This is a genomic window from Exiguobacterium sp. E4787 (genome assembly GCF_018618375.1).
Lineage (GTDB): Bacteria > Bacillota > Bacilli > Exiguobacteriales > Exiguobacteriaceae > Exiguobacterium > Exiguobacterium chiriqhucha.
Genome location: NZ_JACSLY010000003.1, coordinates 80,128 through 103,033, shown reverse-complemented (window position 1 = coordinate 103,033; position 22,906 = coordinate 80,128). Strand labels below are relative to the sequence as shown.

19 protein-coding genes are annotated in these 22,906 nt (G+C 52.5%); 12 read left to right on the top strand and 7 right to left on the bottom strand.

Features of this window, described 5'->3' with window-relative positions; all coding sequences use genetic code 11:
* Both KNP80_RS05375 and KNP80_RS05370 read right to left on the bottom strand, forming a co-directional pair.
* Nucleotides 1-387, bottom strand: coding sequence for a GNAT family N-acetyltransferase (locus tag KNP80_RS05375; protein ID WP_214834049.1), 387 nt, complete (start codon nucleotides 385-387; stop codon nucleotides 1-3).
* Nucleotides 387-1,400, bottom strand: coding sequence for a serine hydrolase domain-containing protein (locus KNP80_RS05370; protein ID WP_214834046.1), 1,014 nt, complete (start codon nucleotides 1,398-1,400; stop codon nucleotides 387-389). The genes KNP80_RS05375 and KNP80_RS05370 overlap by 1 nt, the downstream gene beginning before the upstream one ends.
* Before the next feature lie 151 nt (nucleotides 1,401-1,551).
* Here KNP80_RS05370 and KNP80_RS05365 point away from each other — a divergent pair, with 151 nt between their 5' ends.
* Nucleotides 1,552-2,454, top strand: a complete 903-nt coding sequence (locus tag KNP80_RS05365; RefSeq protein WP_214719089.1) for a sensor domain-containing diguanylate cyclase — start codon at nucleotides 1,552-1,554, stop codon at nucleotides 2,452-2,454.
* 39 nt (nucleotides 2,455-2,493) lie between these two features.
* Here the strand turns inward: KNP80_RS05365 and KNP80_RS05360 are convergent, their stop codons facing one another.
* Nucleotides 2,494-4,275 carry a solute:sodium symporter family transporter gene (locus tag KNP80_RS05360; RefSeq protein ID WP_214834044.1) on the bottom strand — a complete coding sequence of 594 codons (1,782 nt, stop codon included), beginning with the start codon at nucleotides 4,273-4,275 and terminating at the stop codon, nucleotides 2,494-2,496.
* 145 nt (nucleotides 4,276-4,420) lie between these two features.
* Nucleotides 4,421-5,779, bottom strand: a complete 1,359-nt coding sequence (gene mgtE / locus KNP80_RS05355) for a magnesium transporter (protein ID WP_214833441.1) — start codon at nucleotides 5,777-5,779, stop codon at nucleotides 4,421-4,423.
* 342 nt (nucleotides 5,780-6,121) lie between these two features.
* On the opposite strand from mgtE, the gene arcA reads away from it, so the two are divergent.
* From arcA to cydC, 8 genes are all read left to right on the top strand, one after another.
* Nucleotides 6,122-7,351 (top strand): arginine deiminase, encoded by a 1,230-nt coding sequence (arcA, locus tag KNP80_RS05350; protein WP_214833503.1) that lies wholly within the window; start codon nucleotides 6,122-6,124, stop codon nucleotides 7,349-7,351.
* A gap of 16 nt (nucleotides 7,352-7,367) precedes the next feature.
* A complete protein-coding gene (argF, locus tag KNP80_RS05345; protein ID WP_214719097.1) occupies nucleotides 7,368-8,396 on the top strand; it encodes an ornithine carbamoyltransferase in 1,029 nt (342 codons plus the stop codon).
* A 53-nt stretch (nucleotides 8,397-8,449) separates the two neighbouring features.
* Nucleotides 8,450-9,925, top strand: coding sequence for an arginine-ornithine antiporter (gene arcD / locus KNP80_RS05340; RefSeq protein ID WP_214715650.1), 1,476 nt, complete (start codon nucleotides 8,450-8,452; stop codon nucleotides 9,923-9,925).
* 15 nt (nucleotides 9,926-9,940) lie between these two features.
* The gene (arcC, locus tag KNP80_RS05335) at nucleotides 9,941-10,903 is read left to right on the top strand and encodes a carbamate kinase (RefSeq protein ID WP_214834040.1); all 963 of its coding nucleotides are present in this window, start codon (nucleotides 9,941-9,943) and stop codon (nucleotides 10,901-10,903) included.
* Nucleotides 10,904-11,081: 178 nt separating this feature from the next.
* A complete protein-coding gene (locus KNP80_RS05330) occupies nucleotides 11,082-13,424 on the top strand; it encodes a glycoside hydrolase family 31 protein (RefSeq protein ID WP_214719101.1) in 2,343 nt (780 codons plus the stop codon).
* Nucleotides 13,425-13,559: 135 nt separating this feature from the next.
* Nucleotides 13,560-14,246, top strand: a complete 687-nt coding sequence (locus tag KNP80_RS05325; RefSeq protein ID WP_214833446.1) for a Crp/Fnr family transcriptional regulator — start codon at nucleotides 13,560-13,562, stop codon at nucleotides 14,244-14,246.
* A 127-nt stretch (nucleotides 14,247-14,373) separates the two neighbouring features.
* Complete coding sequence (gene cydD / locus KNP80_RS05320; protein WP_214833449.1) at nucleotides 14,374-16,098, top strand: thiol reductant ABC exporter subunit CydD; 1,725 nt, start codon at nucleotides 14,374-14,376, stop codon at nucleotides 16,096-16,098.
* A complete protein-coding gene (gene cydC / locus KNP80_RS05315; RefSeq protein WP_214834036.1) occupies nucleotides 16,095-17,810 on the top strand; it encodes a thiol reductant ABC exporter subunit CydC in 1,716 nt (571 codons plus the stop codon). Before cydD ends, cydC begins: the two co-directional genes overlap by 4 nt.
* Before the next feature lie 247 nt (nucleotides 17,811-18,057).
* On the opposite strand, the gene KNP80_RS05310 is transcribed toward cydC, so the two are convergent.
* The 3 genes from KNP80_RS05310 to KNP80_RS05300 form a co-directional block, all read right to left on the bottom strand.
* Nucleotides 18,058-18,582: a hypothetical protein gene (locus KNP80_RS05310; RefSeq protein ID WP_214834033.1), complete on the bottom strand. Its 525-nt coding sequence runs from the start codon at nucleotides 18,580-18,582 to the stop codon at nucleotides 18,058-18,060.
* 147 nt (nucleotides 18,583-18,729) lie between these two features.
* Nucleotides 18,730-19,800 carry a GGDEF domain-containing protein gene (locus KNP80_RS05305; RefSeq protein ID WP_214834030.1) on the bottom strand — a complete coding sequence of 357 codons (1,071 nt, stop codon included), beginning with the start codon at nucleotides 19,798-19,800 and terminating at the stop codon, nucleotides 18,730-18,732.
* 90 nt (nucleotides 19,801-19,890) lie between these two features.
* Nucleotides 19,891-20,154: a hypothetical protein gene (locus tag KNP80_RS05300; protein ID WP_214834211.1), complete on the bottom strand. Its 264-nt coding sequence runs from the start codon at nucleotides 20,152-20,154 to the stop codon at nucleotides 19,891-19,893.
* Between the two features lie 161 nt (nucleotides 20,155-20,315).
* Here KNP80_RS05300 and KNP80_RS05295 point away from each other — a divergent pair, with 161 nt between their 5' ends.
* From KNP80_RS05295 to KNP80_RS05285, 3 genes are all read left to right on the top strand, one after another.
* Entirely contained in the window at nucleotides 20,316-20,498 is a 183-nt protein-coding gene (locus tag KNP80_RS05295) for a hypothetical protein (protein ID WP_021065984.1), read from the top strand.
* Between the two features lie 79 nt (nucleotides 20,499-20,577).
* Nucleotides 20,578-21,528 (top strand): peptide-methionine (S)-S-oxide reductase MsrA, encoded by a 951-nt coding sequence (gene msrA, locus KNP80_RS05290; RefSeq protein ID WP_214719120.1) that lies wholly within the window; start codon nucleotides 20,578-20,580, stop codon nucleotides 21,526-21,528.
* A gap of 13 nt (nucleotides 21,529-21,541) precedes the next feature.
* Nucleotides 21,542-22,837 carry a DUF2252 domain-containing protein gene (locus tag KNP80_RS05285; RefSeq protein ID WP_214834027.1) on the top strand — a complete coding sequence of 432 codons (1,296 nt, stop codon included), beginning with the start codon at nucleotides 21,542-21,544 and terminating at the stop codon, nucleotides 22,835-22,837.
* Nucleotides 22,838-22,906 lie beyond the last annotated feature (69 nt).

Genomic DNA, 22,906 nt, shown 5'->3' with positions numbered 1-22,906 from the left:
CTATTCGTGAATCGTCTTTCGATACCCGTAAAACGGGCGGAAGTTCAGTTTTTCGTAATACGTGTGGGATGAAGCACTCGCGAGCATCTCGAGACGCGTCTCGGGGTAGAGCGCATGGACGTGTGACAACAACTGCTCGCCAATCCCGAGGCGACGGTGCGAGGCCGCGATGAGCAGTTCGCACACGTAGAGACTCACGGTTGTGTCGGTCAACCCACGCAAGTAGGCAATCACCAGTCCTTCTGACTCGACGACATAGGCAACGTTCGATTGCCGCCACGCCTGTTTCGTCAAGTCATGGTGTCGCACGAGTTGACTCCAACCTTCCGCTTCATTCAATGCTTGAATCTGTTCAAAATCAAATTCTTCATAAGGACGAATGACCATCAACCTTCACCTACTTTCATTTCAATGGCTTTCATGAGGTCGAACGCACCATCTGACTCGTTCGAACAGACGACCGAGACGATGTCTGTGGCCGGGTAGTACGCAGAATGAAAACTGACGCCGGGGTCATAGCCCATGACATGATATTTAAACACGTGTCGCTTCGCGTTCAGTTGAATCCACAGACCGTAGCCATAATGTGCGCCTTTATCGTTTACCTTCACATGAGGAGTCAGCAGTCGTGATGTCATCTCCTCGCCAAGTAGGCGATGAGCGAGCAAGGTGCTCCAAAGTTTGGTCATATCTTGTGCCGTCACGAACGCGCCGCCGTCCGCTCCGCCTTTGACGGGAATGGAATAGTGGTTCGTCCGCCACGAGCCGTCCGCGTTGTCGATATACCCGAGCGCTGTATTCGCCGGCAAGGCATCGAGCGAGAAGTAACCCGAATCGGTCATGTCGGCCGGCTTGAACACGAATCGTTCGATATAATCCGAGAATATCAACCCGCTCGCTTGTTCGACGATGAGGCCGAGCACGATATAACCGGCATTATTGTATTGGAACACGCCTCGTTCTTGTCGCATCGGCTCGTGTTGGAACATCGGGAGAAAGTCACGTAGCTGCCGGATGTGATACATCGGTCGTTGCCGCCACAATTCCTCAAAATCGACCATGACAGACTCGTCGAAATAATCTGGGATGCCGGACGTGTGAGTGAGCAACTGTTCGACTGTCACGGCCGGGTCGAACGTTGGAAAATCGATGGTGAGGCATTCGCCGAGCGTCGATGTAAATGCCAACTTGCCTTGTTCGATGAGCTGACAGACGGCGATGGCCGTAAACAACTTACAGCCCGAAGCGATACCGAATCGGGTCGATGTTCGATTTTCAATTCGTTCCGCACGATTCGCATAACCTTGTTGACGGTCGAACAGGATGTCGTCTTGTCGCATGACGAGCGCCGATCCAGAAAAAGTAGATGAGACTTTATAGCGTGACCAGTCAGGACTCATGGTTGACCCCCACCTTCTAATTTTTAAGTTTACATTTATCAACAAATAAACTTTATGTTTAAACGTTAACCTAAATAATGGAAAAGGTACAGGCGGCATTTCGCTAATGTGATACGATAGAATAGTACGTTTAGACGGGGAGCGGGAAAACATGGAACAATTTTGGTTAGGTTTATTAGTTGGATTGATTTTGGTACTTGTTGCGCAGAAGACACTTCAATCACGTAAAGAGGTGGACGGAGCCTTTGCACATTTCGGTAACCACGTTAAAGATGTCATCTATATATTTGAAGTCAAACCGACGTTTCGTTTTCGTTACATAAGTCCTTCCCTTGATTTGTATCTAGGTGAGGGCGTTGTAGCGGAAAACTACGAAAATCCAGATGATTGTTTTCGTCGTATTCACCCAGATGATTATCAACTTCTCATGAATAAAGTCTCAGGAAAGATGAGTTACGATGAGGCTATCTCGCAACGTTGGCGCACTAATGACGGTCGTTACTTACGTTTTGAAGAATACACGACCCCAATCTATAAAAATGGTGAGATTGTAGCTGTACAAGGAATCATTCGGAATGTAGAAGCGGCTGTAATGAAACGTGAGGAGTTAGAATATGTGAGCCGTCATGATGAACTCACTGGGGTTTTGAACCGACGTGCCTTTAACGAAACAATTGATCGTCTCTCTTTTAAAAAAGTAGGATTGATAGTCATCGATTTAAATGATTTGAAGAAAATTAATGACCATCAAGGTCATTCGGCTGGTGATCAGTTACTTCAGAAAACGGGACTCCTCTTGCAAGGGTTAAGCGAAAACGTTTATCGGATTGGAGGGGACGAATTTGTTGTATTAACTGATCAACTACAACAAGATGAATTGTTAGATTTGACGGTCTCCATTAGGAGCATGTTTGAATCGAATTACATTTCAGCCGCTGTCGGTGCAGCTTGGGAGGAGCAGTTAAACGATTTCAAGAAATTATATGATCAAGCGGACCAAAACATGTATAAACAGAAGAATAGAAGTAAGACAAACAGACGCGTTCCTTGCTAAAAGATATCAGCAAGGAACGCGTCTGTTTGTCTAAATACATTATTCACCAATCGCTTCTTCACGTTCGGTGTCTGTCGTACCGAGATTCGTCAAGTAAGCCTCATATTTCGGAAGCCAGTAGCGATACGACGCCCAAACGAGGACGCCCGTCACAGCGAACAAAGCGACAGTCGCCGGCCAGAACCAGCTCGAGACGATCCCGTCTGCGTAGGCGAGACCGATCGGCGAGAAGACGAAGTAGACGAAAATCATCGACGCGACAAGGATGATGGAAGTCGAAATTGCATGACGCCATGGCTTGACGCGGCCAAGATCGATGCGAATCGGATTGATGTGTTGCATCGGTCGAACTTTTGCGAACACGAGCATGATGGTCGTTTCGAGGACGAACAAGATCCCGTAAATGTGAATGAAGTTGATGCCAAGGTCGAAGCCGAACCACTGCTCCGTTCCCCAGACGAGGAAGTAATACGTGACGACGTGGAAGCCGATGACGAGTTTCGCGGCAATCGGCGGTACGCGCTTCACGAGCATCCCGATTAAGACGATGACGAGAATCGGGATGTTGAAGAAACCGGTGAAGCGGCGAATCAAGTCCCACAGTCCGTCCGGTGCGTACATCAAGTTCGGAGCGACGAAGAACGAGACGAGCGCGACGAACGTCCCGAACCATTTGCTGACACGAATCAAATCTTTGTCAGACGCGTCCGGTTTGAACTTCGGCTTATAAATATCGAGCACGAATAAGGTGGCGATACTATTGAGCAACGAGTTGAACGAGCTGAATACGGCACCGAGCAAGACGGCGAGGAAGAAGCCCATGAGCCACATCGGCAACAAGTCGGCAATCAAGCTCGGATAAGCGAGGTCGGCCTTATCGACGTTCGTGCCATACAAATGGAACGCGATAATCCCTGGAAGCAGCATGAGAATCGGGACGAGCAACTTCAAATAGCCGGTGAAAAGCACCCCTTTTTGACCCTCGGCCAAGTTCTTCGCCCCGAGTGCCCGTTGGATGACGTATTGATTGAGTGCCCAATAAAACAAGTTCGCAAAAATCATCCCCGTGAAGATGGACAAGAACGGAACGGAATCGTTCTCTGAACCGATCGCGTTCAGTTTCTCTGGATTCTCGGTTGCAATCGTCTTCATCCCATCGACGAGGTTGCCGTCACCGAGCGCGATGAAGCCGAGCGTCGGGACGAGGAAACCGATGATGATTAATCCGATCCCGTTCAACGTGTCGGAGACGGCGACGGCGCGGAGACCACCGAAAATGGCGTAAACGGCTCCGATAATCCCGATGAACCAAATGACGAGCCAGAGCGACTGCTCGAAGCTGATTCCGAGTAATTCCGGTACGTCAAACAGTTGCAGGACGGCCAATCCGCCGGAATAGAGCATCGATGGGATCGTGACGCACATATATCCGAACAAGAACAACAGGACCGTCAAGCGGCGGACGTCCTCGTCATACCGTTGGCTCAAAAATTCAGGGATTGTCGAAATACCGATTCCGAGAAAACGCGGCAGTAAAAAGAGCGCCATGATGATGGCGGCGATTCCGGCTGTGACTTCCCACGCCATGGCCGACATGTTGCCGGCGAACGATTGCCCGTTTAAGCCGATTAACTGCTCGGCTGACAGGTTCGTCAATAAGAGTGATCCGGCGATAAAGATGCCGGTGAGCCCCCGTCCGGCCAAGAAATAGTCGTCGGCACTCTCGACTTTCCCTTTCGTCATGCGATAAGACACGTAAGCGACGAGTCCCATGAATAAGGCCCCTGTGATTAATATGTAAACAACTTGTTGAATGGTCAACGACATTCCCTCCCTCAACTTCTTCTTATTTATAAGTACTTTTTCATAACTACCCTTCACGAAGTAGGATTATTTCCCGTTTTCTCTTTTGTAAAAGAACTGTAACAAACCTCACAACAAAAAAAGACACCTGAGAGGTCAGGTGTCAAAAAAAGCGAAGCAACGAAGTCGCGACCGTGAAATAAATGATTAAGCCAAGATTGTCGACGACCGTCGTGATGAACGGACCCGACGCGACGGCCGGATCGAGTTTCAATCGATTGATCAAGAGCGGCACGAGCGTCCCGACGATGGTCGCCACGCTGAGCGACGCAAAAATCGACAGACCGACGATTATGCCGATTAAGGCACTGTCATAGAGGACGGTGATGACGCCGAAGATGACGACCATACAGGCGAACCCGAGCAATAGCCCCGTCCCGAACTCACGACGAATCATTTTCAACACGTTCTTTCGATTAATCGTCCCGAGCGCGATTGAGCGGACGGCGACGACGAGCGATTGGGTGGCGGCATTACCGGCCGAACCCATGACGAGCGGCATGAAGACGGCGAGCAAGACGATCGTTTCGAGCGTGTCCTCGAAACCGCCGATCGTCGACGCAGTAATCATCCCGAGAAACATGAGGCTGATAATCCATGGCGCCCGCTTCATCGCCGCCTCGACCGGTCCCATGTTGATGTCGGACGAACCTTTCGTCGCTGACAGCTCTTCGAAATCCTCGGTCGTCTCGCGTTCGATGACGTCCATGACATCGTCGACCGTGATGATCCCGAGCAGATGGTCCTCGCTGTCGATGACAGGCAGGGCCAATAAGTCATACTTCTGAACGGTCCGGGCCAAGTCTTCCTGGTCGGCGAGGACGTGGGCCGACACGACGCGCCGGCCCATGATGTCCGCGATTTGCACGTCGAGCGGGGAGACGATCAAGTCGCGTAGCGAGACGACGCCGACGAGCCGGCGATCGGTGTCGATGACATACAGGTAATAGATTGTCTCGGCTTCCGGTCCAAGTTCGCGCAAGTCTTCGAGCGTCGCACCGACGGTCTTGTCCGCCTTCAACACGATAAACTCGGTCGTCATGATGGCACCGGCCGTATCGTCCGGATAGCGCATCAAGTCTTTGACCTCGGTCGCCTCGGTCTCGTCCATCAACTCGAACAGTTCGTTCATGAAGTCGTCAGGGAGCTCGGTCATCAAGTCGGCGGCGTTATCCGAGAACATGTCGTTCAACACACGCACGGCGAACGGACGGGGCATCTCTTGGATGAACTGTTCCTGCTCATCCAGTTCGAGTTTTTCAAACAGGTCAGTAAACTCTTCCGGGGACAGCGCCTCATAGACGAACTCACGGCCCGGACGTTCAAGTTCGATGAACAGGTCGGCCTGTTCACCGGGGTGGAGGGTGAGGAACACGTCGCGGAAATCGACCGGGTCCCCTTTTTGAATAAGCGCTGTCACTTGGGCTTCATGACGGGCGCGTTCTGTACGTTCGATTGCCATCGACTCACTTCCTTTTCACATCATTTGTCTATATTATGGCACGACTGGCGAAAGGCTCAAACAAAATCAAAAAAACGCTATGAATTTTTTTCACAATCTATACAGCGTGTATACGTCACTTTCCTTCGATTCGAGGAACCACACCGTTTCTCGAGTGATTGTTCATTCAAATCATGTCATGCTCTATGCACTATTCTGTGGAATCCACCACAGTCCGAACGTCGGACTTGCCCATCGTGGAAATGGGTAAGTTGATAATGTAAGGGTAGCAACACACCCGAATCACAAGGAGGAAGCGAGATGATATCGATGACGGATCAACAAACCGCACGGGACACGACGCTGAAACATCCGATCCACGTGTATTCAGAAATTGGTGAACTCAGGACCGTCCTGTTAAAACGTCCAGGACGCGAACTCGAAAATTTGACCCCGGAATATTTGGAACGACTCCTGTTTGACGACATTCCCCATCTTCCAGTCATTCAAAAAGAACACGATTACTTTGCGAGCGTGCTCCAAAACCGAGGCGTCGAAGTGCTCTACCTCGAAAATTTAATGGCTGAGACGTTGTCGTTGCCGGGTGTCCGTGAACGTTTCATCGCCGATATCTTGTCAGAGTCCAAATCAAATATCAACGGTTCGTACGAGACGCTGAAAGAATATTTGCTCGCCTACGACAATGAAAAGTTGATTGAAACCGTCATGGCCGGGATTCGGAAATCCGAGATTAAGCCCGAAAAACGGCGCCACTTACACGAGATGATTGAGGATACGTATCCGTTCTATCTCGATCCGATGCCGAACTTATACTTCACCCGTGACCCGGCGGCAGCAATCGGCAACGGGCTATCCATCAACCGGATGAAAGAGCCGGCTCGTCGTCGTGAATCGTTGTTCACGCAATATATTATGCGTTATCACCCGCGATTCGCGAAACACGACATCCCGATTTGGTCGGATCGTGACTACCGCTTCGCGATGGAGGGTGGGGACGAACTCGTGTTGTCGAAGGAAGTCGTCGCCATCGGGATTTCCGAACGGACGACGGCCCAAGGGATTGAACGGGTCGCCCTCAACTTGTTGAAAAACGGCGGTACATTCAAGAAAGTCATCGCCATCGAGATTCCGAAATCGCGCGCGTTCATGCATCTCGACACGGTCTTCACGATGGTCGACCATGACAAGTTCACGATTCATCCGTTCATCCAAGGTCCAGGAGGCAAGATGAATATCTTTGAACTGACGTTGAACGCCGAAGGCGAACTTCACATCACGCAGCAAACGGATCTGTTGAACGTGTTGAAAGCCGCACTCGGTCTCGATGAGATCGTCTTAATCCCATGTGGGGGCGGGGACCCGATTGCCGCTGCCCGCGAGCAATGGAACGATGGGTCGAACACGCTCGCCATCGCCCCAGGCGTCGTCGTCACCTACGACCGCAACTACGTCTCGAACGAGTTGCTCCGTTCCGAGGGCGTCGAAGTCATCGAAATCATGTCGAGTGAACTGTCGCGTGGTCGTGGGGGTCCACGCTGTATGAGCTGTCCGATTATCCGCGAAGACATTTAACGAGGAGGAAACGAGCATGTCCACAACGTACAACTTTGATTTGAAAGGCCGTCATTTTCTATCATTGAACGATTTTTCAGGAGACGAGTTGAACTATTTGATCGATTTATCGGCCGCCTTCAAGCGTCAAAAGCAACAAGGCGTCCCGCATCGCATCTGTGAAGGGAAGAACGTCGCGCTGTTGTTTGAAAAACCATCGACACGGACGCGCTGTGCGTTCACCGTGGCGGCCATCGATCTCGGCATGCATCCGGAATACCTCGGGAAATCGGATATCCAGTTCGGCAAAAAAGAATCGGTGCGCGACACGGCCATCGTGCTCGGACGGATGTTCGACGGCATCCAGTTCCGTGGGTTCGCCCATGAGACGGTCGAAGGTTTGGCCAAAGATGCCAGGGTCCCAGTATGGAACGGATTGACGGACTTATATCATCCGACTCAAATCTTGGCCGATTTCTTGACCGTCAAAGAACAGAAAGGCGAGTTGTCTGGCATTCGCTTCGTCTATGTCGGCGATGGACGCAACAATATGGGCAACACGCTCTTGATTGGTGGGGCCAAAGTCGGGATGGACATGCGCATCTGCGCGCCGAAATCGCTCTGGCCGTCAGATGAAGTCGTCGATTTTGCCCGCTCGGTCGCTGCCGAGACGGGAGCGAAAATTATGTTGACCGAGAGTATTGATGAAGCGGTCGCCGACGCCGACGTGATTTACACCGATGTGTGGGTGTCGATGGGCGAAGAGGCGGAATTCGCCGAGCGGATCAAGTTGCTCCATCCTTACCAAGTGAACATGGACATGCTCACGAAGACGAATAATTCAGACGTCATGTTCCTTCACTGTCTGCCAGCCTTCCACGACTTGGAGACAGAGGTTGGCCGAGCCATCCATGCCGAATACGGTCTGACCGAGATGGAAGTCACGGACGAGGTGTTCCGGAGTCGTCATTCCTTCGTCTTTGATCAGGCGGAGAATCGGATGCACACGATTAAAGCTGTGATGGCGGCGACGCTCACCGACACGAACGAATGGCTTGAACGCTGACGGACGGGAGGGGTTTCCCCTCCGGTTCGTACTAAACGAAAGGGATGAGTTCAATGTCTACGAAAATAGCGCATGACTCAAGTGGAACGGCAGGCGTACAACCGGAGAAAAAGGATCGACGATTAGGGCTCGGGGCGTTGACGGCACTCGTCGTCGGTTCGATGATTGGCGGGGGAGCCTTCAACTTGGCGGCCGATTTGGCCCAAGGTGCGAACGCGGGGGCGATTTTGATTGGGTGGGTCATCACCGGAATCGGGATTATCGCACTCGGTCTCAGTTTTCAAAATTTGACGATGCGTCGTCCAGACCTCGACGGCGGGGTGTACAGTTACGCCCGGGCCGGCTTCGGTCAGTTCATGGGGTTCAACTCGGCGTGGGGCTACTGGCTCTCCGCATGGCTTGGTAACGTCGCCTATGCGACGCTCCTGTTCAGCTCGGTCGGTTATTTCTTCCCAATCTTCGAAGGCGGTCAAAACATCGCCTCCATCATCGGCGCCTCGATTATGCTGTGGCTCGTTCATTCGCTCATTTTACGAGGCATTCATGAAGCATCCATGATCAACATCATCACGACGATTGCGAAACTCGTACCGATTTTTGCTTTTATCACCATCACCTTATTCTTCTTCAATCTCGATAATTTCACGTTCGATTTCTGGGGCCAGGGTGGTTTCTCATGGGGTAGTGTGAGAGACCAGGTCGTCTCGACGATGCTCGTCACACTATGGGTGTTCATCGGTGTCGAAGGGGCGGTCGTCTTATCCGGACGGGCCCGCAAGCGCTCGGACGTCGGAAAAGCGACAGTCATCGGGTTGCTCGGGACACTCGTCATCTATCTGCTCATCTCGGTCATGTCGCTCGGTCTCATGAATCCAGAGAACGTGGCGAACGCTTCACAACCGGCGATGGCGTACTTGCTCGAGTCGGCGGTCGGACCGTGGGGCGCGATGCTCATCAACGGCGGTCTCGTCATCTCTGTCCTCGGGGCGTGGCTCGGTTGGACGTTACTTGCCGCCGAGATTCCATTCGTGGCCGGGAAAGACGGCGTGTTCCCGAAATGGTTCACGAAAGAGAATAAAAACAGCGCGCCGGCCAACGCGCTCTGGCTCACGAACGGATTGATTCAATTGTTCCTCTTCACGTTCCTGTTCTCGGATGCGGCGTATAATTTCGCCTTCTCGCTCGCTTCGAGCGCCATTTTGATTCCGTACGTCTTCTCGGCCTTCTATCAAGTCAAAGTCGCGAAGAACGGCATCGGCTACAACGCCGGTGAACGCCGGACCCGCGATCTCATCATCGGAGCCGTCGCCTCGATTTACGGGATTTGGCTCATCTATGCGGCTGGAATCGACTATCTGCTCTTGACGACCTTACTGTACGCACCAGGTACGTTGCTCTATATCAAGGCACAGCGTGAGAACGGCATCAAGACGTTGACGAAGACGGAATGGATTGTGGCCGGTGTCTTGACCGCGCTCGCCATCTTGGCCGTCGTGCGTATCGTCTCGGGAAATATCTCAGTCTTTTGATCGGGGGAAACCAATATGCGGAATAAACGAGTAGTCATCGCACTAGGTGGAAATGCGATTCAACAAGGAAAAGATGCGACGGCCGAGGCTCAAATTCGAGCCGTCGAGGCGACGGCGGAATCACTGGCCGCGCTTGTCGCCGAAGGGATTGAGGTCATCATCACCCATGGCAACGGGCCGCAAGTCGGAAATTTGATGTTGCAACAGGCCGCATCAGACAGTCCGGCGACACCGGCCTTGCCACTCGATGTTTGTGGGGCGATGACACAAGGGATGATTGGCTATTGGTTCGAGAATGCCCTCACGAAAGCTCTGAGATCGCGCGGTTTGGAACGTTCGGTCGCGCCAATCGTCACGCGGTCGGTCGTCGACCCGAACGATAGTGCCTTCAGTCACCCGACGAAGCCGATTGGTCCCTTCTACGATGAGGCGGAAGCGCAGCAGATGGAACGGACGACCGGTTATGTGTTCAAAGAAGACGCCGGTCGCGGTTATCGCCGCGTCGTCCCGAGTCCGTTTCCAGTGGCGATTCTCGAGCACGCGGTCATCCGTGACCTTGTCGCCCATGAGCACATCGTCGTCGCCTCTGGCGGTGGCGGAATTCCCGTCATCGATACACCAGATGGTTATGTCGGTGTCGAGGCGGTCATCGATAAAGATTTTGCCGCTGCGAAACTCGCCAATCTCGTCGACGCCGACATGCTCCTCATTTTGACGGCCGTCGAGCACGTATTCGTCGATTTCGGGACCCCGTTGGCTCGGGCGCTCGAAGAGACGACGAAAGAACAGCTCGAGACGTATATCGCCGAGGGCCAGTTCGCACCGGGCAGTATGTTGCCGAAAGTTCGGGCGGCCCTTCAGTTCGCCGAGTCAGGCCACGACCGGGTCGCCGTCATCACGTCGCTCGAACAAGCCCTTGCGGCGGTCCGAGGCGAAATCGGGACGCGCGTCCGACTCGCCGCGACGCTCCAACAATAAGCTTAACGCCACAGACATCAACGTCTGTGGCTTTTTTCTGAATTGGCAACACATCGTTTTTTATCCGTCGACATGGGGAAGGGATGTTGTATGTCGATTTAGACATTGCTATCATTTTGAGTGTAAACGTTTGCACAATTTAGAAAGGGAGTGACGAAGAGCGGAAACGCTCGAGCTTATGCGTCTATTTGAAGAGGAGAACGTCTATACGCAACAAATGAAACCGCAGGCAGATGATCGAGCAATCGTCCAAGGGAGCTGCTATCGCTTCACGGTACTGACGAGCCAACTGATTCGGATGGAATACGCGGAAGATGGGGTGTTCGAGGACCGGCCGACCCAAGTCGTCTTTAACCGGGCGTTCGCAGTCCCGGAGTTTCGCGTGATTGAAGATGAGGCGGAACTGCAAATCATTACGGAACACGTCCACCTCTATTACACGAAAGGACCGTTCGCACCGAACACGCTCTACATCGATGTGAAAGGGAACTTCAGCACATACTATAGCCGTTACACGTTCAACGGACCAGAACGGACGTTGAAAGGAACGGCCCGGACGCTCGACCATGTCGACGGGGCTACCGAGCTCGAGGAAGGCATCGCCTCGAAGCAAGGCTACGCCGTCATCGATGATTCGAACTCATTTGTCATGACGGAAGACCGTTTCGTCGAACCGCGACGCCAAGGCATTCATGACTTGTATTACTTCGGCTATGGACATGAATATAAGCGGGCGCTGCGTGATTTCTATCAACTGACGGGGCCAACGCCGCTGTTGCCGCGAAAAGCACTCGGCAACTGGTGGAGCCGCTATTGGCGTTATGATGAGACGGAATATAAAGAGCTCATGCGCCGTTTCAAGACAGAAGACATCCCGTTCTCGGTCAGTGTCATCGACATGGATTGGCATGTCACCGATATCCCTGAGGAATATGGGAGCGGATGGACGGGCTATTCGTGGAATAAGAACCTCTTTCCGGACCCGAAAGGCTTCTTGACGTGGCTGAAGGACGAAGCGTTGCTCGTCACGTTAAACTTGCATCCAGCCGACGGCGTACGGGCGTTCGAAGATCAATACGCGGCGATGGCGGAAGCGATGGGACTCGATCCATCTCACGGCGACCGCATCCCGTTCGACTTCTCCGATAAACGTTTCATTCAAGCTTATTTCGAGCAGATGCATCATCCGCATGAAGTCGATGGCGTCGATTTTTGGTGGATTGACTGGCAACAAGGCTCGACCTCTAAAATGGAGGGGCTCGATCCGCTCTGGATGTTGAATCACTATCACGCGGCCGACATCGCCCGGGATGGCAATCGTCCGCTCATCTTCTCCCGTTATGCGGGGCCGGGCAGTCATCGCTATCCAATCGGATTCTCGGGGGACACATTGATTTCGTGGGCGTCACTGGCGTTCCAACCGTACTTTACAGCGACGGCGACTAATATCGGTTATGGCTGGTGGAGCCATGACATCGGCGGCCATTACCGCGGGTCGAAAGACGACGAGCTTGCCGCGCGCTGGGTCGCGTTCGGAGTGTTTAGCCCGATTATGCGGCTGCATTCAACGTTCAGCACGTTCAATGGTAAGGAACCGTGGCGCTTCGGTCTCGAGGCGGAGCGGTCGATGAAGACGTTCCTGCGTCTGCGTCATCAATTGATTCCATATATCTATACGATGAACTGGCGCAACCATGCCGGTGCTTTGCCGCTCGTTTTACCGATGTATTATGAGCATCCGGATGAAGACGCGGCATATGAGGTGCCGAATGAGTATTACTTCGGAAGTGAACTCATCGTGTCCCCGATTGTCGAACCAATGAACCGACAGCTACACGTGGCGGCGACGAACGTCTGGCTACCGAAAGGCGACTGGTTCGACTTTTTCACGGGTCATCGCTACAGCGGGGACAAATCGGTTCGCGTGTTCCGCGGGCTCGAGGAGCAGGCGGTGTTCGCTAAAGCGGGTGCCATCATCCCGATGGCACCGCATCATTCGGGTCGAAACGACACCGACAATCCGGCCGATTTGGAAGTGCTCATCTTCCCGGGCGCCTCGAACACGTTCACGCTCTACGAAGACAATGGGACGGACCGCGACTATGAGACAGGAGCCTACGCCGAGACGACGTTCACGCTCGATTGGGAGGAACGAAGCCTTCATATCCAGGTGACGGGGGATCGGTCGGTGTTGCCGGATGAACGGAACGTCACACTGCTCCTTCGAGGAGTGACGGGATCCGGCGAATATAAACGGGAGACACAGACGCTACGCCTTGAGCTCGGTCCAATCACGGACGAGCTGACCGTCGAGCTCCCGGTCGACGTGACGGCGAACGACCATCGTCTTGATCGGCTGTATCGTTTCTTGGACCGTGCCGAGATCTCATACGATTTGAAAGATCGGTTGTACCGCTCAGCCGCCGCGAAGACACGGCTTGAGGCATGGCTGTTCGATTTACACGCGCTCGAACTCGATCGCGACCTGCAAGACGCAATCATGGAATTGATGCTCGACTGAATAATTTGTTGTGACGGAAAAGGGCAATCATGCCCTTCTTTTTTTTGTCAGAAAATCGTCGGATTTTGTAAGCGCTTTCACAAAAGGGGTGTTTTATACTAAAAAAGAGAGGCAAGACGGATTGGAGGATGCGACATGAAACCAAAATGGACGGTAGACGAGTTGAGACAGCTTGATGTGTTCGCTAAATCTGCCACACGAGAGCTCGAGGCGCTGTTGCCGCATGTGTATTGCCGCGTGTATCGGAAAGGTCAGCTCTTGTTCATGGAAGGCGATCCCCGGGAACGGGTCTATTTCTTGATTAGTGGGTATGTGAAGCTCGAGCGTTGCAACGAGACGGCGACCCACCAATATGCGGACTATTTGAAGCCGAAGCAACTGTTCCCGTATCGCGGTTTGATGACGGAACCGTATTATCAACATTCAGCCGAGGCGTTGACCGATATCGAGGTCATCTACATGCCGACCGATCGTTTCGAACAGCTCGTCTCGCGGAACGCCTCGATGTTGCTCCATATCGTCGGACAGATGAATCGGATTCTCGACTTGCACGAGCGCCGTGTCCAAGACATCATCACGCCAAGTGCGACCGACCGGGTGCTCAATACGATTCATTACTTGATTGAAGACCTAGGGGAGCCGGAAGCGATGGGCGTCCGTGTCCGTTGCCCCTTCACGACGGTGGAGATTTCGCGGTTGTCGGGCACGTCACGAGAGACCGTGTCGCACATCTTATCGCGCTTGCGAAAAGAAGACGTGCTCCAATTCGATGCGCGTCAATTGATCATCGGGCATCCTGAATATTTCGAACAATCGCTTTGATGGCGCCGCGTATGGAACGTGGCGTTTTTTGCATGTCTAGCTAAGCGAAGCGTTCGCCTTGAAAGGGTGCATCAGGTATAATTAGTGAGAATCCTCACAAAGAAAAGTTTCCTTACTGATAGAAAGGATGAACGCAGTGAAACGACTGCAAGCTCTCGCTTTAGCAGAAAAACGTCATATCGTCGGACTCGTCATCGCGGCAGTGATGATTGGATTATCGATTTTGGCTCAAGCTTATTTAATTGTCGACATTGTCGATCAAGTCTTTTTAAAAAATGCATCGTTTGAAAGCATCGTTCCGACGCTCGGCTGGCTCATCCTCGCACTCGTCACACGAGCTGGTTTCGGCTATATGTCGGGGAGGATTGGGGCGAGTCTATCGGAGAAAGCGAAACGAACACTCCGCTTGCAACTGCTCGACCGTTATACGTCGAATCCGATTGAGACGTCACTATCCGGTCAATCCGGTAAAAAGGTGAGCGTGTTCATGGACGCGGTCGACGAGGTCGATGCCTACTTCAGTCAATATTGGCCGCAAGTCATTCAAACGTCGATTATTCCGCTACTCATTCTCGTCGTCGTCTTCAGTCAACATTGGATCTCGGGCGTCATCATGATGGTGACGGCACCGTTCATTCCAATCTTTTTTATCATCATCGGGATTGCGACGCAGAAGAAGTCGGAACAGCAGATGGAGAAAATGAATCAGTTCTCTGGCAAGTTTTTGGACGTCTTGCAAGGATTGACGACGTTGAAACTATACGGTCGGACCGAGCGCGAGGCGCAAGCGATTGAAAAGAGTAGTCTCGATTTCCGCGACGCAACGATGGTCGTCTTGAAGACGGCGTTCCTGTCGGGTCTCATGCTCGAGTTCATTTCGATGCTCAGCACGGGCGTCGTGGCACTCGAAGTGGCGCTCCAAATGGTCGTCTGGGAGAACTTGACGTTCTTCTCTGGCTTTTTGATTCTCGTATTGGCCCCGGAATACTATTTGGCGATTAAAGACCTCGGAGGTGCGTTCCACACCGGACGCGGTAGCATGGGGGCGGCCGATCGTATTTTCGAGGCGCTCGACGCACCGGATGAACGTTTGACCTGGGGCGACCGTATGTTGACGAGCCGGACGCCCGACCTCGAGCTCGACGCCGTCTCGTTCGCCTATGAAGGTGGACGCTTCACGCTGGACCCATTGAGCGGTATGATTCCTACTGGCGCTCATGTGGCGCTCGTCGGGGCGAGTGGATCTGGCAAGACGACCGTTTTGAACGTGTTGTCCGGACTCGTCAAACCGGACAGTGGACGTGTCCTCGTCGACGGAGAACCACTCGAGACATACACCGATTCGTCATGGTATGACACAATCGGGTACATCTCACAAAATCCGTATTTGTTCGCCGGTACCGTCGCTGATAATATCGCCCTCGGGGAAACAGCCGACGAGATAAAAATCCTTGAAGCCGCGAATGCAGCCGGACTGAACGATGTCATCGCGCAATTGCCGAACGGCATTCATACCGAGCTCGGTGAAGGCGGTTATGGATTGTCCGGAGGCGAACGACAACGACTCGCCTTGGCCCGTGCCTTCTTGAAACGTCCCGGCATCATCTTGTTTGATGAACCGACGACAGGGCTCGATTTAGTGACGGAGCAAATCGTTCGGCGTTCGATTGAGGAGTTGTCGCGTGAGGCGACGCTCGTCACGGTCGCGCATCGGTTGCATACAATTAAGCAGGCAGATGCGATTTGGTTCATGGACGATGGAAAGCTACTCGCCCAAGGCACGCATGACGAACTGCTCAGCGTTCCGCAATACGCTGACTTGTTCACGCTACAGAAAGGGGTGAGAGGATGAATTCACTTTGGACGATCACGAAATGGATGATGCGAGAGAAGAAAGATATCGTCCTCTCGATCTTCTTTGGGTACGTGGCCGGCATCGCGGCCGTCGCCTTGTTCGCGGCGAGCGGTTATCTTGTCTCACGGGCCGGCCTCATACCGCCGCTCTATGCGCTCATGGTACCTGTCGTCTTGATTAAATTGTTCGGTGTGATTCGGGCGAGTGCGCGTTATCAAGAGCGCCTTGCCTCGCACCGGGCGACGTTCACGATTTTGAGCGAGTTGCGGGTCCGGTTTTACCGCCAGCTTGAACCGCTTGTGCCGAGCATCTTTGCCAAGTATCGGAGTGGAGATTTGCTTGCTCGCGTCGTCGGTGACGTCGAGAGCTTGCAAAACTACTTTTTACGGGTATTCTATCCGCCGATTATCTTGGTGCTCGTCTTCTTGAGCACGATTTTCTTCGTCACGTACTTCTCGATGTGGGTCAGCCTCTGGATTTTGTTCGGTGTGTTCGTGACCGGTTTTTTGATTCCGGCGTTCTTCGCCCGAATCCGTGCCAAGCACGACCGCGAGCTTCGCGCTTTACGGGGTGACCTGTCGAGTGGGATGACAGAGATGATGTACGGATATCGCGATTTGTTGCTTCATCATCAACTTGGACGGACACGCGGCGAGCTGCTCGAACAGAGTGACCGTTACGCCGAAGCACAGAAACGGGATGTGACGAATCAGTTCTTCAACTCGTCACTCGTCGTGGCGGCATCCCTACTCGTCTCGTGGGGTGTTCTTGCTATCGGGGCGTATCTCGTTGTCGACGGCGAGTTAAACGGCCTATTTTTGGCCATGCTCATTATGATGTCGCTCACCGCGTTTGAGAACGCGACACCGATGGCGGTCTTCCCAGGCCACTTTGCCGACAGCAAGCAAGCGGCCGATCGACTGCTCGAAGTCGTCGAGCCGAGTGAAGCAATCGTCGCGGCCGAAGTCGCCCGGACGGACATGGTACTCGAATCCGCTCCGGACGTATCGTTTGAGCGCGTGACCTATCGCTATCCGGATACGTACCGAGACGTCCTGAGCGACGTGGATGTGACGTTACGAAGCGGGACGAAGACGGTCATCGTCGGGCCGAGCGGCTCAGGGAAATCGACGCTCCTGCAACTGTTGCTCGCTTTCGTCAGACCCGATTCCGGTGAGATCCGATTGAATGGGCAACGGTTGGACGATGTGACCCAAGCATCGGTCTGGCGTGAAGCCAGCGTCGTCCTTCAAGAGAACCACTTCTTTTTCGGGACGGTACGGGAGAACTTGGCGCTAGCCGGAGAGTTCACCGACGCTGAGATGGAAGCGGCGCTCGCGAGCGTCCGGCTCGGTTTCTCGCTTGATGAGCCTGTCCTTGAGAAAGGGGCGAACTTGTCGGGCGGGGAACGGCAACGGCTCGCCATTGCCCGGGCGCTCTTGAAGAACGGGGTGCTCTGGATTCTCGATGAAGCGACGTCGGCCCTCGATGCGCGGACCGAGGCGGACGTGTTCGCCGAAGTCTTCCGCCGTGCCGAGTCATCGACACTCGTCATGGTCAGCCATCGTCTGACCGGGCTCGAGCGCTTCGATCACATCATCGTCATGGAAGGTGGTCGCATCGTAGAGACAGGAACGTATGATGAACTGATGCAGTCCCGCGGTGTATTCTATGGATTGAAACAAATCGAGCAAGATATTTTCGCATGAAAAAACGAGCGGCTCCGTCGGAGAGCCGCTCGTTTTTTGGATGGCAAATTTGGGTGCAACAAATGGGGGTTGTCGCATTGCTTTCAAAAAGAGTGTCGTGGAGGGGAATCCACGTGACGTAATGGTTTGGGGAACGGTTACGTCAAGCTTTTGGGAGCTACATCTTGAGTATAGATGATAACGATTCTCATTGTCAATTAGAAAATGAGATAAAAAAACCGCAACCGGTCCGGGTTGCGGTCAATCGTCAGCTTGATGGCACGCCCTTGCGGAACGTGAAGCGAATCAAGCTGAACAAATAGCGGATATAGAAGAGCGCGAACGCATAAAATACAGCGATGGCTGATGCGCCGAGTTCAACACCTGGAATGTTCATCAAGAACTCGAGGATGAGAATCGACAGCAAGAAGATGTAGAGGCCGGCGTCGAGATAGAGCGGCATCAACTTGCCGTGCTGATGCCAGAACGTCCGCACGAGCGGTGCGACAATCATCCCGATGATACGTTCCGCAAACCCGATGCTGAGCACGGAAATCATGAACGCAGCGACCGTTTCGAAAGAGACGAGCTTCGAGAACGCAAACATCGAGATGAACAAGAGCGGGCCGATGAAAATCATCATCGAGAGTGACGTACGTAAAAAGATCAACAAGTTTCGTTTCATCGTGTCGACTCCCCCGAAGAGTGACTGGCGGAACGTCTTGCCACGTTGATAGTCGAGGATGAACGATCCCACAAACATCAAACCAAATAGTGATAACAATACTGTCATGAAATGTGTTTCCCCTTTTTCTGTCCAAATCTATGATCAACTGTAAGAATCATCGAATCAAAGTCTAGCCTAGTGTACCGATTCACTAGTTGAAAGTAAAGCGGGAAAACTGCGTAAAACCGCAATCTGTTGCGAACGTTGCGCCGATTACGATGCCAAGATGAAGCGATTTCGACCGGATTCCTTAGCGTGATATAACGCTTCGTCGGCATGCTTCAACACGCTGTCGACTTCGATGTCGTTCAAATGGCAGGCGCCGAGCGAGACCGTGATATGTAACGTCCCGGCGCTCGTCTCGAACGGGAACGTCGAGACTTTTTCTCGTATAGATTCGGCCAGACAGCTCACTTCGGCTTTTTTGGCGTTCGGCATGATGATTAAAAATTCTTCTCCACCGAAGCGGCCGACGAGATGACGCTCTTCGCTCTCGGCGACGAGCAACATACCGAGCTCACGTAGGACGTCGTCGCCGACGTCATGGCCATACGTGTCATTCACGCGCTTGAAGTGATCGATATCGACGAGAATGAGTGCGTACTCTTTCGCCTCGACGTTCAAGTTGGCCATGGCTTCATTTAATAGACGCCGGTTGGCGATGCCGGTCAGTGCGTCCGTCCGGGCAAGTTGTTGCTGATGCTGGACGTTCTCAAAGTGACGGCGCAGTTCTTGAAGTAACCGGTAAGCTGCATAGGCACCGCCGTATGCCATCACGACGTAGGCAAAGATAACGGGATAGAACAATTGAAGCGGTAACGCGTAATAGATGGCGGCACCGAAAACAGCGACACTGATTGTCGTGAAAATGAGTAGCGTATTGCGAGTATTATCGAGTTTGAGTCGCAATAGACTAATAGGAAGGACGAGCCCGATCATCGTCAAGACGGCCAAATAAAAACCGATATATGCGCCATCGGTGACCATCAAAAATCGGGCGGTCAAAAAGATGACGGCTGCGACCGTTCCGCTGACCCATCCACCGAACAGGACGGCAAGTGAGATTGGTATGGAGCGCAAATCAATCAGGATACCTTCAAGCGGCAGTGCGTTCGCCAGTAAAATCAAGGCGACGACCCCGGTTTGAACGCCGAGCAGGATTCTGCCTTTCAACGGCGATTTCGGTGTGAGTCGTGGACGGTTGCGGAAAGGGAGAAACGAAATCGTGAATAACGTGAACAGGATACACAGATTCAGAAAAAATGAGTTGATGATTGTGAGCATGAACGCATCCCCTAACGTGAAATGGAAATAATTAGTTTCAGTTTAGCATATTCAAATCAAGTTGACGCTCTTTGAATGAAGAGAATGTGTTCACCATTCCCGCCATTCTTCCGTCACGTCTTCTGTTGTCTCATAACCAGCTAGAACGGCACCGGCTTGTATGAAGTCGTACAATTCCTCACGCTCTACCGTCTCGATGAAATGGTCGTGTCCTTCATCAATTTCGTTTAAACGCAATACGACGTCGCGGACGGCCGTTAACACGTTTACTTCCGTCCCGTCTGCATGTGTCAAGGCGGTCACGTACCGTCGGAGCACGGCATCGACTGCAAAGACGATCTCGATGGTATACACGTCATCTCCCTCGTTCATCCGGTTTTCTCAGATTAGTGTCGGGCGCTCGGCCCATAATCGTTCAACTTCCATATTAGGTGTCTCCTTTAAAATGGAACATCATCTTCCACTCTATCTTAACAAATAAGTTTGGTATGATAGAGAGAAAAGGGGGACTGTCCGTGCGGTATTGGGATCATTTCAAACGAGCCTTCATTCCGATCGCGCTCATCTTGATCGGATTAGCCATTTTTTATACATTATCGGCTCGAGGCAACCTGGCATTGACTGTTCTCGGGGCGGCTATTGTCGGCGTCATCTTATTTTTAGTGATGCGTCATATGAATCGGGTCGAAGAAGATTAACGAGAACACGTTTGCGGTTCTCGTTTTTTGTTGTCGATGAGATTTTTTGGGTACACTACATAGTAAGGAGGGATTTATTATGGCAAAAGCTACATTTGCGGGAGGCTGTTTTTGGTGTATGGTCAAACCGTTTCATAAATATGAGGGGGTCGAGCGCGTCATTTCCGGCTATACGGGCGGACATGTCGACAACCCGACCTACCAACAAGTCTGTTCAGAGACGACAGGTCACCTAGAGGCAATCGAGGTCACGTTCGATCCGGAAGTCATCTCGTACGAGGAACTGTTGCGCATCTATTGGCGTCAAATCGACCCGACCGATGGTGGCGGACAGTTCAACGATCGGGGTGAATCGTATCGACCGGCGATTTTCTATCATTCAGAAGAACAGCGTGCGGCGGCTGAACGATCAAAACAAGAAATCGAAGACTCAGGCCGCTTCGATCGACCAATCGAAGTGGAGATTCGCCCAGCGAAGACGTTCTGGGAAGCAGAAGACTACCATCAGGACTATTACAAGAAAAACCCATTCCGTTATGAGATGTACCGGGTCGGTTCTGGCCGGGCCAAGTTCGTGAAAGAAGCGTGGAGTGACAAGAAGATTCAGAAAGAATTGAAAGATCGTCTGACGCCGATGCAATATAAAGTCACGCAAGAGAACGGCACCGAGCCTCCGTTCCAAAACGAATATTGGGATGAGGAGCGTGAAGGGCTGTATGTCGATGTCATCGATGGGACACCGCTCTTCACGTCGCGCGATAAATTCCAATCGAATTGCGGTTGGCCGAGCTTCGCGCGTCCAATCGAAGAGAAGCGCATCGACATGAACATGGACACGACGCACCATATGGTCCGGACGGAGGTTCGTTCGAAGGGAGCCGACAGCCACCTCGGCCACTTGTTCGATGACGGTCCGAAAGAGCTGGGTGGCTTGCGCTACTGCATCAACTCGGCAGCGCTCCGTTTCATTCCAAAAGAAGAACTTGAGTCTGCAGGTTATGGAGAGTACAAGCACTTATTCGATGCGTGAAGGAGAGAAGGCCATGTTCACATCCGTCAAACAACAGATCCGTCGTGAGACGCTCGCGACCGTATTGGACTATTACGACAAATCGATTCGGAATCTATCGGAAACCGCCAGAGATGAGAAGTATAACAAGATGAGCGCGACGCCGTTCTCGTTTTTCCGTGGGAGTTCGCACTTGTTCTATTACGACTTTGCGAAAGTGCCGCTCGCGTTCGATACGGATGCGTCCCATCCGACGTTCATTCAAGGAGATCTCCATTTTGAGAATTTCGGTGTGTTCGAAGATGGCGCCGGGACAATCATTTACGATGTGAACGATTTTGATGAGGCGTATCTCGGCTCTTATTTGTTTGACGTCCTGCGCATGGCCATCTCAGTTGACTTGTTTGCCGCCGAGTCAGGTTTTGACGCGACTCGTGCCATCGAGACATATGCTGACACGTATGCACGCGCAATCGAGCGCTACGCGAACGGGAAAGACGAGGAAGTCCAGTTCACGAAAGCGAACACGTGCAAAGCAATCAAGAAAGTGATTAAAAAGGCCGAGAAGAAGAAAGACGCGTTCATGGCCGAGCGGACGGAAGTGCGGGACGAGGAGCGCTACTTTGCGACGAGTGACGACCTCGTTCCGGTCAGTCCGAAGACGGAGAAGCAAATCAAGCAGGCATGGCCGGACTATTTGTCGTCGTTATCGGAGAAACATCGCCATCACGCCGACCATTACGAGATTAAAGATATTGCCATTAAACGTGAGAGTGGCACCGCTTCGATTGGGCTCGAACGCTATTATATTTTGATTGAAGGCGCGGACGAGGAACATGACGAGGATATCATCCTGGAAATGAAACAAGCCCAATCGGCCGTCCCATCTCTCTTCTTACCGACGCATCCATTGTTTGAGGACGGACTATCGCATCAAGGAGCCCGCGTCATCGCGGCCCAGCGTGCCATGGTGCACAGTCGTGACCCGTATCTCGGCTATTTGACGATTGATGGGAATGAATACTACGTCCGTCAGCGGTCACCGTATAAGCGAAAAGTGAAAGCGAAGCACATCAAGAATGAGGAATCGCTCATCGAGACGTTGAAAGTGCAGGCGGAAATCACCGCCAAGATCCATGCCCGGGCCGACGCGGATGCGAACGTGCTTGATTATGAGGCGAGTGAACGCATCGCGGCGGCCATCGGCGTGTCACGCCCGCTATTCATCCGTCAAATCACAAGGTGGTCTCAATTTTACGCCAATCAAGTCCGGTTTGATTTTGAAGCATTCCAGACATGGCTCACGACGCGCGCGGAGACTCACGTCTGAACGAGCATCGGACTTGCGGCCAGCCCCTCGTTTGCTTCAGAATGGAACGGTAAAGGATGTGTGCGATAG